The sequence below is a fragment of the Bradyrhizobium guangxiense genome (genome assembly GCF_004114915.1).
In the GTDB taxonomy this organism is placed as follows: Bacteria; Pseudomonadota; Alphaproteobacteria; order Rhizobiales; family Xanthobacteraceae; genus Bradyrhizobium; species Bradyrhizobium guangxiense.
In genome coordinates this window covers 346,493-359,256 of record NZ_CP022220.1, presented here as the reverse complement: position 1 = coordinate 359,256, position 12,764 = coordinate 346,493, and the positions used below count along the sequence as shown (strand labels likewise).

Genomic DNA, 12,764 nt, shown 5'->3' with positions numbered 1-12,764 from the left:
CCCGGTTCTGCGAGAGGCTGGAGGTGAAATCCCTCCGGCCTACTCACCCCACCATCCGGATCCTGGCGAAGGGCAAATGCACGACCGGCCGGATCTGGACGTATGTGCGGGATGACCGGCCGTTCGCCGGGCCTGCGCCGCCGGCGGCGGTCTATTATGCCTCGGGCAACCGACGGGGCGAACATCCTCAGAGGCATCTGGCCGCCTTCGCCGGCATTCTGCAGGCGGATTGCTATGGCGGCTTCGAGCCGTTGTTCGATCCAAAAAGGAAAGCAATGCCGATCACTCCGGCATTTTGCCTGGCCCATGCGCGGCGGGGATTCTTCGAGCTGGCTGACATCGAGAAAGCCGCCCGGGAAGGCAAGGGCAAACCGGTCTCCCCGATCGCGCTGGAGGCGGTCAGGCGTCTTGACGCCCTGTTCGAGATCGAGCGCGCCATCAACGGCCGTGGTGCCGACGAGCGGCGTGCTGTGCGCCAGGAGCGGAGCAAGCCGCTGCTCGACGACATGCACGCCTGGCTGCTCCGCGAGCGAGAAAGCCTCTCCCGCTCCGCCGAGGTCCTGAAGCCCATGAACTACATGCTCAAGCGCTGGGACGCTTCGTCCGCTTCCTCGACGATGGCAGGATCTGCTTGATCAACAATTGCGCTGAGCGTGCATTGAGAGGCATTGCCTTGGGAAGGCGCAACTGGACCTTCGCTGGCAGCCAACGTGGCGCCGACCGTGCCGCTATCATGCTGACGATGATCACGACCTGTCGCCTCAACGACGTCGATCCCAAGGCTTGGCTCGCCGACGTCCTCGCCCGGATCGCCGATCTTCCCACCTCGCGTCTGCGCGAACTGCTGCCCTGGGAATGGAAGCTCCTTCACCAAGCCGGCAAGTCCGCCGATCAGCAAGCCGCCTGACCTTCACGCAACGCCATCGTAGAACTCGCCGTGCTCGCGCGCATGCGTCAATCAGGCGGCCTTCGTCGTATGCGTACACTTGAAAAGCCCGCGCGCACGTAGCTCGAACTTCGGGAGGAGGCTACCCAATCTTACCCACTTAGACGCTTTGCGGTCTTATACGCCGATCCCGCTCGGTCTAGACCTCGCGTTGGTCAGAATGATCTAGGAGAAAAATCGTGTCTCACCATTGCACGGACGGCCAGGGGGCGGTCCGGGATGGTAGCCTGTCCGAGCTTTCGAACGCAGTCGCGATTGTGGCTACGCTCGATACCAAGGGCCGCGAAGTCTCCTACTTGGCCGATATCATCTGTAAGTGTGGCCGCAAGACCGTCCTGATTGACGTCGGCACCTCGAAGATTGCGCCCCGGACGAATCAAGCAGGCGGTCATAGCGTTCGCGTCGCCTCGCCCGCCGAGCTCTTGAAAGAAATCGCCGCAACAACACGCGGGAAAGTTCGCGATCTGCTGGCATCAGGGGCCATCGGCGCGATCGTCGGGGTCGCCGGTGGGAAGGGGAGTGCGGTGTTCGGCGAAGTCGTATCTGATTTGCCTTATGGCTTTCCCAAGCTGCTCGTGAGCAGCGCAAGGCCAGCACTTCTCGCCGAATTGGCGGTCCACAACGACATCATGCTCTATCCGACATTGGTCGATCTCTTCGGGATCAATGCGTTTACCGAGCGGGTCTTGCAGAATGCAGGACAGGCCATCGCCGCCATGCGCTATGCGCCCGCCAAAGCTGCGCGAAAGACGAAGATCGTTGCGATCACGGCCTTCGGAGTGACGACGCCGGCGGCAACTCAGTGCGTTGGGCGCCTCGGCAAGGCCGGGGTCGACGCGATCGTCTTTCCTGCAAACGGGGCGGGCGGCCGCAAGATGGAGCAGCTGATCGCGGCCGGCGAATTCGATGCTGTGATTGATCTGACCACAACCGAACTCGCCGACGAAATCGTGGGTGGCACCGCGAGCGCCGGGCCGGATCGGCTCAAGGGAGCGGCAGAGCAATCAATACCGCATGTTATCGCGCCTGGCGCGGTGGACATGGTCAATTTTGGTGCGCCATCCAGCGTTCCTGATCAATTTCGCGGCCGGCTATTCTACTCCCATACACCGTACACGACGCTGATGCGCACAACCCTCGCCGAGAATACGAGCATCGGCCGGCTTACGGCCCAGCGGCTGTCGTTGGCAGAAGGGCCTGTCATGGTCCTTTGGCCGGCAAAAGGCGTCTCCGACTATGACCGCGACGGCGGCATCTTTCGAGATCCTGATGCGGACCGCGCGTGGCTCGATGCGCTTAAGGACAATCTGCCGCCCAAGGTTACGGTCCGCGAATTGAACTGTCACATCAACGATCCCGAATTTGCGGAGGCGGCTGCGAGATGGATCCTCAAGCAATTGGGCAAGAAGGCTGATGGCGATGCGAATGTTTGAGCGAACCGAAATCCTGGCCAAGATCGCAAACCAGGTGGCGGAGCGAAAAGCCATTCTTGCCGCGGGCAGCAGCTGTGGTCTGGTTGCGAAATGTGCAGTGCTCGGGGGCGCGGACATGCTGGTCGTCTACAGCACCGGGCTGTCGCGCCTAATGGGACTTCCGACCAGCCGGATCGGCGATTCCAATGCGCGCACGCTCGAACTTGCCTCGGAAGTCCGCAACGTCGTTTCTTCGGTGCCCGTGATCGGCGGCATTGAGGCATGGGATCCCCTCCGGCTCGATCTTGATGCCCTGCTCGACAAATTCTGGTCGGCCGGTTTCTCCGGCGTAATCAACTATCCGACCATCTCCACGATGGGCGACAAATGGCGCTATCGCCGCGGGCGCGTCGGACTAGGCTTCGAACGCGAAGTCGAGATGATCGCGGCTGCGCGCAAGAAGGACATCTTCTCGCTTGCCTATGTCGCGAGCCCTGACGACGCCAAAGCGATGGCGGGCGCAGGTGCGGACTGCATCGTCCCTCACGTAGGAGCCACCCGAGGCGGGCTCGTCGGCCATGAGGAAGGACAGCCCATCCAAGAGGCGATCAGGCGCATCAACGACATCAGCGACGCCGCAAGGAGCGTGCGCTCCGATGTGATCCTGCTTTGCCATGGCGGTGCAATCGCGGAGCCGGAGGATACGATCGTGGTGTACCGATCAACGCAATGCGTGGGTTTCGTTGGCGCCTCGTCCATCGAAAGAATCCCGATCGAACGGGCAGTGAAGGCGGCGGCTGAGGAGTTCAAAGCCGTCCCGCTTCCGCGGCATCACTGACGTCAGCTCCAAGAGAACACTCGCAGCGAGGCTCGAATGAATAACCCGATGGGCCAATCAGGCAAGGGAAAGACCGTCGCACTCGCCCGAGAGGGGAGGCCGGAGCACAATTGGGCAACCGACGTTCTCGTGGTCGGTAGTGGTGCGGCCGGGCTTTCGGCTGCGCTCTATGCAGCAAAGGCAGGACTGCGCGTCACTGTCTGCGAAAAGTCGGCGCGGCTTGGCGGCACGACAGCTCTCTCCAATGGAATGATCTGGGTTCCTTGCTCGAACCAAGCGCGCTCGGCGAAGATCGACGACTCGCTTGCGAAGTCGAAGACCTACCTGCAACATGAACTTGGCACATATTACCGGTCAGGCTTTGTTGATGCCTATCTCGAGGACGGCCCGGCTGCGCTCGCCGCCCTTGAGAACGGGACTGAAGTCAAGTTCACGCTGGCCTCGGCCCCCGACTACCATTCAAGCCAGGTCGGCGGAGTCGATAAGGGCCGGGCACTGAGCCCCGCGCCTTATGACGGACGGCTTCTTGGCAGCGACTTCGATCTGATAGGCAATCCCATCCGCGTTGTGCTCGGCGGAATGATGATCTCATCGAGCGAGGTGAGAAGCTTCCTCAATCCGTTTCAATCCTTTGCCTCGCTCAGGCACGTCTTGCGCCGCGTCAGCCGCTACGCGCGTGACCGGCTTGGCCACAGGCGCGGCACCGAGCTCAGCGGAGGCAACGCCCTGATCGCGCGCTTGCTTGTGAGCCTGCGCAAGTACGGCGTCGAGATATGGCCGGAATCCCCGCTCGTAGAGTTGATCAAGGAAGAAGGCCGCGTCACCGGCGCGGTCGTTAAGTCGGCCGATTCCGAGATTCGCGTGCGCGCTTCCCATGGGGTGATCCTCGCAACGGGCGGGTTTGCGCGTAACGCGCAATTGAGAGCCGAGCTCAGTGGCCCCCACCAGCACGACGACACGCTCGCCCATCCCGATGCGACAGGCGACGGCATCTCTCTTGCGACAAGGCTCGGAGCGGCAATCGACAACAATGTTGCCTCTGCCGGCTTCTGGACGCCCGTATCGATTCTGAAGAGCGGCAGTTCCTCGCAAGTCGTTCCCTACGGCTGGCTCGACCGCGGCCGTCCCGGCGTCATTGCCGTGGGGCCAGATGGAAAGCGTTTTGTCAACGAATCCAATTCCTATCACGACATCTGCTTGGCGATGTTCAACGGTGGGTATCCGGCAGACAAGCGGTTCTATTTCATCTGCGACCACGACTTCGTACGGCTGAGAGGGATGGGGCATTTGCTGCCATGGCCATGGACCTTGAGCATCGGGAAATATGCGCGCCTTGGCTACATCAAGGTCGCCCGGACGATTCCAGAGCTTGCGAAGCAGCTGGGATTGGAGTCCGCCGCGCTTCAAAAGACTGTCGAAGAACACAACGCGCATGCGTCTGAGGGGCGCGATCCGCTGTTCAATCGCGGTGAATCGGCTTTCAATCGCACGCTCGGCGATTCGGCCGTGGGCAAGAAGAACCCAAACCTTGGGCCAATCAAAACCGGCCCGTTCGTCGCACTCCCAATCGTTCCGGCAACGCTCGGCACTGCAACCGGATTGGCAACCGACACTTGCGGGCAGGTATTGGACGGTCAGGAAAGGCCAATTCCAGGACTCTATGCTTGCGGCAATGACATGACCTCCCCGATGCGTGGGATCTATCCCGGAGCAGGCATCACCATTGGGCCAGCCATTGTGTTCGCGTACCGGGCCGTCAACAGTATCGTTTCCTCGACGCAGCAAGAGAAAGCTGCTGCCGCTTCGGGAGCGTGATGTCGACTTGGGAATGGCGCGGGCGAGGCGCGTGATAAACCCGGTATTGGCAACAGCTATGAGCGCCGATCCCTAACGTAGCCCATTGCACAGGATTCAATTTTGATGCGTCGTTCGCGCCACGCCAAGATCGTCGCAACCCTCGGTCCGGCCACAACCGAGGCTAACAAAATCCGTGATCTCTATCTTGCAGGCACAGATACCTTTCGCCTGAACTTCAGCCATGGCAGCCAAGACGACCACGCGCGCGCGTTTTCGGCGATCCGCGCGCTCGAGCAAGAGTTCGGCCGTCCCATCGGAGTGCTACAGGATCTGCAAGGCCCGAAAATCCGGATCGGCTTGCTTGAAGAGGGCAAGCTATGCCTGCATGCTGGAGAGAGCGTCCGCTTTGTCCTCGACGGAGCAAGAGGTGGAAAGCAGGCAATCCCTCTGCCGCATCCGGAAATATTTGCAGCTGCGCATCCAGGCCAAAAGCTGCTCATCGACGACGGCCGTGTGCGCCTGAGCGTCGAAAGACCGGGCGATCGCGAAATGGTCGCGCGCGTCATTGTCGGCGGCCCGATCCGCGATCATAAGGGCGTAAACCTGCCGGGGGCGTCGCTCGATATCTCGCCCCTCACCAAGAAAGATCGCGCCGATCTCGCCTTCGGCCTGGAGCTCGGTGTCGACTGGGTTGCGCTGTCATTTGTTCAGAAGCCTTCAGACCTGATCGAGGCGCGGGCCCTCATTGGTGAAGCAGCGGGCCTCGTCGCCAAAATCGAGACGCCCATGGCGCTTGATCGCATCGACGATATCATTCAGTTGTCAGACGCTCTCATGGTCGGGCGCGGTGATCTCGGGGTCGAAATCCCCCCAGAAGACGTGCCTGGCCGGCAAAAAGAACTCGTCCGCGCCTGCCGGCTGGCCGCAAAGCCCGTGATCGTCGCAACCCAAATGCTCGACTCTATGGTGGCGGCGCCGACGCCAACGCGCGCGGAAGCCTCAGATGTTGCGACCGCCATCTATGATGGCGCCGATGCCGTGATGCTGTCAGCCGAATCGGCAAGCGGCGCCTATCCCATCGAGGCCGTCGCCATGATGGATCGCATCATCAGGAGTACAGAGCAGCATCGTCTCTACCGGTCCCTGATTGAGGCCTCACGAGTTGACGAGGAGAATACGCCTCCGCATGCGGTCGCTGCCGCGGGTGCAGATCTTGCAGCCACCATCGAGGCCAAAGCCATCGTCGGCTTCACAGCCAGCGGGACGACCGCGGCCCGCATCTCGCGCAAGCGGCCGCCGGTTCCGATCCTTGCTCTGACGCAGGATGAAAACGTGGCGCGGCGCATGTGCCTGTTGTGGGGCGTACACAGTGTGGTGGCCAGCGATCCCTCTGGCTATGAGGAAATAACCCAGATCGCCGCCGTGGCGGCCCAGCGGGAAGGTTATGCGCGGTCGGGCGACCTGGCGGTGGTGGTTTTTGGCCTGCCATTCGGACATAGAGGCGCGACAAACAATCTCCGCGTGGCTGCCTGCTAAGAAGGACAAGGTCATTTGCCGTGAACCGTCGGGCGAGGCGTCTTGGTTGCGGTCGGGAGGAGGGCGAGGCGTCAAAGATGATCGCGCGCGAGATGCACCGAACTCGGCCCCAGGTCCGGCCAGGAGCTCACATTGCCTGACTTCGAGAGCGGCCTCAGCCTTGCAAATGTCCTTCCATTCTTGGAAGAGAAGCTCTCTGTCGGACTGTGGCGCAGCGACGGCAACGGCCAGATGCAATGGTCCCGTGGCCTTTATGAGCTATTTGGGCTGGATCCGCGTCGAACTACGCCAGCATACGCGGAAATCGAGAAAAGGATTCATCCCGATGACCGCAGCAGCATGCGCTGTTTCGGCGCACGGGAGCTCAATCGATCGTTGCTCGAGGGTGAATTTCGTGTCATCCGTCCGAACGGAACTTTGCGCTGGATCCACGGCCGGGCCGAACCGCTGCTCGATGAGGCCGGCAAACCAGAGTGCATTCTTGGGCTCGCGCGCGATATCACTGAACAGCGCAATCTCTTGGACGCGCTCAAAGTAGAAGCGGAGCGCTACAGGGCATTGGCTGAGATCTGTCGGGGTTTCCCATGGACAAGCAGTAGCGATGGTCGCCTCACTGCAGTTTCCAATGCGCTAGAGACTGCCGAAGATCATGGATCACGTTTCAAGGACTGGATCGGTCTCATCCATGAGGATGACCGCGAGGCAGCTCTAAGAGAGTGGGCGGTCTCGGTCGAGACAGCGCAGCCTTATAACGTCGAATGTCGCTTGCGCCGGCCGGACGGCATCTATCGCTGGCACCAGGGCGCGGCGGTGCCCCTCAAGAACAGCGAGGGTGGCGTTCGAGAATGGCTCGGCACGTGGAGCGACGCACACCATGATATACTCGCGCGGGAGCGAAGAGGGGCCTCAAAGGTCACGGGGAGGCAACTGCGTGCAGCGCGTGGAATGTTAAACTGGTCGGTAAAGGAGCTAGCGGAGCGAGCGGGCGTGTCTTCCGCGGTCATTCGGCGGCTGGAGGAGTACAATGACACTCCCCAGATGTCTGATGAGCTGATGGAAACGTTGCGGAAGACGTTTTCTGAAGCGGGAATCGAATTTACGTTCCCTGTGGTTGGCAAGCCCGGTGTCCGGCCGCGATAGCCGGTGCAGACCCAACGGCCTCTGATGACTACTCCCCAGCTCTCTTTCTCGTCTAGCTACCCCGAAACTTCGGCGAACGCTTCTCAGAGAACGCGTTCATTCCTTCCTGGTGGTCGCAGCCATGGTGAAGGCATAGCGGATTGCCTGCTGCTCGAATTCAATGCCCTATCAAGAAAGGTCTGAAATGTGGCGAGAAGGGCCGACTTGGCGAACTACGATAGAAGCTTGGCGCATCAAGGTCGGAAATGTGTTCGAGAAGGATACGCGAATGGGGGACAACTCGCCAATTCGCGGCTGGCCGATGCGATGGAGAGCTTCGTTGCCGGCGCTGTCAGTCCAGCGCGGCGCATTCTTGCAGACCGATGGCAAGCGCATTGGCAACGAAGGGTTCTTCGTCGAGTCAACGGTCCTGACGGGGACCTCGCCCGAGGCGTGTATCATGAATGAAGAGTCGTTTGGCCGCTCGCGCCAGATCATTGCATTCAAGAGCTACGACGAGGTCGCCGAGGAGGCCAATCGACGGCTTGTGCCTTCGGGGCCGACCGCTTGAAAGCGGTATGGTGTCCATCAAATACCTAGCTTGGCGCTTTCAGAAGTCCCGTTCGGAAACATCAGGGATTCCAGCTACGGTTCGTAAGGCGGGGTGGAAGCAATCGAGGGATATCTCAGTACTAAGTTCGTGATCCGGGCGAGCACCTGATGTGGTCAGAAGCCGTCTCGGACTTGAGCAAATCGAAGAAGGGGCGGTCGGTTCTCGACCACGCGGCCATGGACAATTTTTCGGTAGCTCCTCCTGATATGAATGTGCCGCTCAGGGTGTTTCATGCTTGCAAGTCTCAGTCTTATCTTGCTCTGCCAACTCGCCGGCGAAGTCATCACCCGGGGCCTCGGCCTACCGCTGCCAGGTCCCGTGCTCGGGCTCCTGCTCTTGCTGATTCTGCTGCTTGCCCGTGACAGATTTTCAAGCATCGCTCGAGGCCCACTACGAAATAGCGGCGTGGAAACAGCAAGCAAGGGGCTGCTCAAGCATCTGTCGCTCCTGTTCGTCCCAGCCGGCATTGGCGTCGTGGAAAAGCTCGATCTCCTCGCGACGCACGGGCTCGCTATAATATTGATCCTTGCTGTCTCGGTCATGGTGACTTTGCTTGCGACGGTTCTGACGTTCCGCCTTATCAGTCGGCTGTTCAGCGAGGCACCGTGAAGGACAATCCGTTCTCCCTCTGGGTCTATCTCTCGCAATCCCCGTTGCTTTGGTTGACGGTCACCTTGCTGGTCTATGCAATCGCGGATGCCGTGTCGCTTGCGCTTCGCCGTCATGCCCTTGCCAATCCCGTGCTGCACGCGGTCTGGATCATCGGCGCGTTTCTATTCGCAACTGGCACGCCGTATGCGATCTATTTCGGCGGAGCGCAGTTCGTGCATTTCCTGCTCGGCCCGGCAACCGTCGCGCTCGCGGTCCCGCTATACGAAAATCGCAAGATTGTCCTTGCCTCGATCGTGCCGATGCTGGCAGCGCTCGTTGCGGGCTCGGTCACGGCCGTCTTCTCGATTGTGCTGCTTGCGGAGGCTGCCGGCCTGCCTCGCGAGGTGATCCTGTCCCTTGCCCCGAAGTCGGTAACGGCCGCGGTCGCAATGGGCATCAGCGAAACGCTGCAGGCGGATCCGTCTCTGACGGCAGTCGCGGTCATCCTCACCGGGATCATGGGAGCGACCGTTGTCACGCGATTGATGAACCGTACCGGCATCACCGATTTTCGGGCTCGTGGCTTTGCGGCAGGAATCGCCGCGCACGGGATCGGCACCGCGCGAGCATTTCAGGTGGACGAGGTGGCTGGCGTGTTTTCTGGAATTGCTATGAGCCTAAACGCACTAATCACATCTTTCCTCGTACCGCTAGCGCTCACAGTGCTAATGAGATGAGCGTCGGGTTTTTGTATCGGCTCCGCACTAGCTCGCTATCGATCTTGATGGTTGATAGCGTCACTGGCCCGATCTTCACTGGGCCGGGGCAGTCCACCCTACGCACTCACAGAATAGGTTCCTTGAACCCAATCGCGTAGGAATGGACGCCCCGGCGCTGTGAGCGCAAGTGCGGCTGCCTCCTGAACCGGATATTTGCCACACAAGCCTGCAATTTGAATTTACTACTCGTGGGCAACGATTGGTACCATGCAGCGCCCGACGCCACGGAAGCTGTCGTTGGCTATCGCCCCCGCCCATACGGCCATAGTGCTGGACGCATTTACTCGCCGTCAGGGACGGTTTGCAGGGATTCCGACGGCGACAGTTCCAACTGAAGCTGTCCGATCTTGTCGACAAGTCCTCACGAGATGGCTGAAGGCCTGGAGGTGTCGCGCCATTGCCCGTTTGCCGCCCGGAGTGCACGCACTTCATCGGACTCGCACGAGCCGGAGAGTGACAACTACATCGTCCTCAACAAGGGATTTGATCTTCCATGGCAGAATTGGAAAGTATAAGACCGGCGGGGATATCGCAGGGATGCAGGGATGGCGCGACAATCAGGATGAGAGCGGCGCGTCAATCAAGATGAGACGAGGCGGCCGAGTCAGAAGATAATTGACGCTGGCTGCGGGCTTGGCAAGGCTTGATTGACGCTGCGCGACAATCAAGCGGCATTGCCAGCGTCAGTCACCGCCTTCTCGAGTTCATTTGGAGTGGCGTGAACCGGCGGCCGGCCTGGACCGCGCCTGCGATCGAGAGCAACTTTTCGACGGTAGCTCTCGACGTTCATCTCGAGGATCGTGGCGTGGTGCACCAGGCGATCGATCGCCGCCAGTGTCATCGCCTGATCGGGGAAGATACGCCCCCATTCGCCAAATGGCTGATTGGCCGTGATCAGCAGCGAGCGTCGCTCGTAGCGGGAGGCGATCAGCTCGAACAATACGCTGGTTTCCGCCTGGTCCTTGCTCACATATGTGATGTCGTCGAGGATCAGGAGGTCGTAGCGGTCAAGCTTGGCGATTGCGGACTCCAGCGCCAGCTCGCGCCGGGCCACCTGCAGCCGCTGCACCAGATCAGTGGTACGTGCAAAGAGAACGCGCCAACCGTCCTCGACGAGAGCCAGGCCGATCGCTGCGCCGAGATGGGTCTTGCCGCCGCCGGGTGGACCGAACAGCAGCAGATTGGCGCCGGTCTTCAACCAGACGTCACCGGCGGCGAGCGCCATCGCCTGTGCCTTTGACAGCATAGGCACGCTCTCGAACTCGAACGTGGCGAGCGTCTTGCCGGCGGGCAAACGCGCTTCCACCATGTGTCGTTCGATGCGGCGGCGGGGGCGATCGGCTGCCTCGTGCTCGGCAAGGGCCGCAAGGAAGCGGGCGGCGGGCCAGCCTTCCTTGTCCGACTGCGCGGCGAGCTTCGGCCAGATCGCCTTGACGCCGGGCAGGCGCAACTCATTGAGCAGCAGCTCGACGCGGGCGGCATCGATGGAGGTAGCTCCGCTGGTCATGCTGCTCCTCCCAGGTTCGAGTGGGCCGACACGACGCTGACGGAGGCCAGCTCATCGTAGACGTCGAGCGACGCCAGCTTGACGGCGACACTCGGGATCGAGGCCGCCTCGGGTCGGAAGCGATCGCGCAATGCCGCAAGATCGGGTAACCGTCCGGCATCGAGAGCGGTCGCGATCGCCTCGGCGAGCTCGGCTTCGCAGGCTCGCTCATGGGCCAGAGCCAGAAGCTCGACCGTCACCTTGCAGGCGCGCCGGTCGTCGCCATGCTCCCGCAAGGTCTCGAAGAGGCGCTTGTAAGCCGCGCGCGGGAAGAGCTGATCGCGATAGACGAGATTGACGAGCGCCATCGGCTTGCGCCGCAGGGCATGGATGACGTGCCGATAATCAACGACATGCCCGCCGTGGTTCTCCGACACAGGCCGCCCGCGCCGCAGCGTCCCGACCGGCGTGACGCCGAGGAAGCATTCGAGCCGGTCGTCGAAGATGCGCACACGCAGGCGATGGCCAATCAGTCTTGAAGGCACAGTGTAGAACACGCGCCGCAGGATGAAGCCGCCTGACGACGTCACCGGGATCACCTTCTCCTCGAAGTCGGTCGTGCGGCCTTTCGGCAGTGGCGCCAGTGCTTCCTTTTCGAGCGCGATCCGCTTAGCGAGGTTGGCGTTGCGCCGGCCGACAATCTCGTCGACAAAAGCCCGGTAGGCATCGAGACTGATGAAGTCGCGCGTGCCCCGCAGCAACAGCGCATCCTCCAGCGCTCGTTTGAGATGACCGTGCGCGCTCTCGATCGAGCCGTTCTCGTGTGCAATGCCCGCATTGTTGCGCGTTGGCGCCATGCCGTAGTGGCCCATCAGCGCGGCGTAGCGCTGTGTCAGATCCTCCCGCGCGTCGGCCGCCAGATTGCGGAATGCTGCCGACAGGCTGTCGCTGCGATGCTCCCGCGGAACGCCGCCGAGCGCCCACAGGGCGTTCTGCAAGCCCTCGGCCAGGGCGACGAAGCTTTCGCCGCCGAGCACGACATGGGCATGCTCAAAGCCGGAGAACGCCAGCCGGAAGTGGTAGAGCCGGTGATCGAGCGTCTCACCAGCAATGGCAATGCCGAGCGGGCTTGTATCGGTAAAGTCGGACAGACCCAGACGACCGGGCTCGTGCTCCTGGCGGAAGATCACGTCCTGTTCAGGGCCATTGAGCGCCCGCCAGGCATTGATGCGCCGCTCCAGCGTGCGTCGGATGTTGGGGTTGAGGTCGGGATGCCGACGGCGCAGCTCGTCCAGCACGCCGATCACGCGGATGCCGGGCGCAGCCTTCAGGATCGGAACGATCTCGGCGTCCCAATAGGGCACGAGCGGATCGGACCGTCGCCGGCCTCTCGGCACCTTCTTCTGCGATGGCAGGCGCAAATCGTCCTCGATCCGATACGCGCTCGCTTTCGAGAACCCCGCCTTGGCCGCCGCGGCCTCGGGAGACAATGTCAGTCGGTAGGTCATGTACAGCCTTCTGTGGTTGCCGCCCGCAATGCAAGAAGTTTCTGACCCTTTGGCGTGTGATCGAGTGCGGTCTTCTGTCAGGCCTTCCTTTACGGCATTTTCAGAAGCCGCTGGCCGGTATGGTGATCCGCGGACCAGG

Annotated in this window: 10 protein-coding genes and 1 pseudogene; 9 read left to right on the top strand and 2 right to left on the bottom strand. The window is 61.4% G+C overall.

The window, feature by feature from the left end; genetic code table 11:
* Window positions 1-50 precede the first annotated feature (50 nt).
* From tnpC to X268_RS36185, 9 genes and pseudogenes are all read left to right on the top strand, one after another.
* A pseudogene (tnpC, locus tag X268_RS36225) lies at window positions 51-907 on the top strand (IS66 family transposase); the annotation flags it as partial.
* 218 nt (window positions 908-1,125) lie between these two features.
* Entirely contained in the window at window positions 1,126-2,379 is a 1,254-nt protein-coding gene (locus X268_RS36220) for a Tm-1-like ATP-binding domain-containing protein (RefSeq protein WP_232995598.1), read from the top strand.
* Window positions 2,309-3,196 (top strand): phosphoenolpyruvate hydrolase family protein, encoded by an 888-nt coding sequence (locus tag X268_RS36215; protein ID WP_232995597.1) that lies wholly within the window; start codon window positions 2,309-2,311, stop codon window positions 3,194-3,196. Before X268_RS36220 ends, X268_RS36215 begins: the two co-directional genes overlap by 71 nt.
* Window positions 3,197-3,232: 36 nt before the next feature.
* Complete coding sequence (locus tag X268_RS36210; RefSeq protein WP_128929737.1) at window positions 3,233-5,011, top strand: FAD-dependent oxidoreductase; 1,779 nt, start codon at window positions 3,233-3,235, stop codon at window positions 5,009-5,011.
* Between the two features lie 105 nt (window positions 5,012-5,116).
* Window positions 5,117-6,529 carry a pyruvate kinase gene (pyk, locus tag X268_RS36205; protein WP_128929736.1) on the top strand — a complete coding sequence of 471 codons (1,413 nt, stop codon included), beginning with the start codon at window positions 5,117-5,119 and terminating at the stop codon, window positions 6,527-6,529.
* Between the two features lie 132 nt (window positions 6,530-6,661).
* Window positions 6,662-7,669 (top strand): PAS domain-containing protein, encoded by a 1,008-nt coding sequence (locus X268_RS36200; RefSeq protein ID WP_128929735.1) that lies wholly within the window; start codon window positions 6,662-6,664, stop codon window positions 7,667-7,669.
* Window positions 7,670-7,829: 160 nt separating this feature from the next.
* Window positions 7,830-8,219 carry an aldehyde dehydrogenase family protein gene (locus tag X268_RS36195; RefSeq protein WP_128929734.1) on the top strand — a complete coding sequence of 130 codons (390 nt, stop codon included), beginning with the start codon at window positions 7,830-7,832 and terminating at the stop codon, window positions 8,217-8,219.
* 273 nt (window positions 8,220-8,492) lie between these two features.
* On the top strand, window positions 8,493-8,870 hold the full coding sequence (locus X268_RS36190; RefSeq protein ID WP_128929733.1) for a CidA/LrgA family protein: 378 nt from the start codon (window positions 8,493-8,495) through the stop codon (window positions 8,868-8,870).
* Window positions 8,867-9,589, top strand: coding sequence for an LrgB family protein (locus X268_RS36185; protein WP_128929732.1), 723 nt, complete (start codon window positions 8,867-8,869; stop codon window positions 9,587-9,589). The genes X268_RS36190 and X268_RS36185 overlap by 4 nt, the downstream gene beginning before the upstream one ends.
* 706 nt (window positions 9,590-10,295) lie before the next feature.
* Here the strand turns inward: X268_RS36185 and istB are convergent.
* Window positions 10,296-11,138, bottom strand: coding sequence for an IS21-like element helper ATPase IstB (istB, locus tag X268_RS36180; protein ID WP_128929731.1), 843 nt, complete (start codon window positions 11,136-11,138; stop codon window positions 10,296-10,298).
* On the bottom strand, window positions 11,135-12,625 hold the full coding sequence (gene istA, locus X268_RS36175) for an IS21 family transposase (RefSeq protein ID WP_128929730.1): 1,491 nt from the start codon (window positions 12,623-12,625) through the stop codon (window positions 11,135-11,137). The genes istB and istA overlap by 4 nt, the downstream gene beginning before the upstream one ends.
* Window positions 12,626-12,764: the final 139 nt, after the last annotated feature.

Excerpts from the sequence above, each read along its gene's own strand:
- X268_RS36210 (WP_128929737.1), top strand. The coding sequence starts at position 3,233 with ATGAATAACCCGATGGGCCAATCAGGCAAGGGAAAGACCGTCGCACTC.
- pyk (WP_128929736.1), top strand. The coding sequence starts at position 5,117 with ATGCGTCGTTCGCGCCACGCCAAGATCGTCGCAACCCTCGGTCCGGCC.
- X268_RS36195 (WP_128929734.1), top strand. The coding sequence starts at position 7,830 with ATGCCCTATCAAGAAAGGTCTGAAATGTGGCGAGAAGGGCCGACTTGG.
- X268_RS36190 (WP_128929733.1), top strand. The coding sequence starts at position 8,493 with ATGCTTGCAAGTCTCAGTCTTATCTTGCTCTGCCAACTCGCCGGCGAA.
- istB (WP_128929731.1), bottom strand. The coding sequence starts at position 11,138 with ATGACCAGCGGAGCTACCTCCATCGATGCCGCCCGCGTCGAGCTGCTG.
- istA (WP_128929730.1), bottom strand. The coding sequence starts at position 12,625 with ATGACCTACCGACTGACATTGTCTCCCGAGGCCGCGGCGGCCAAGGCG.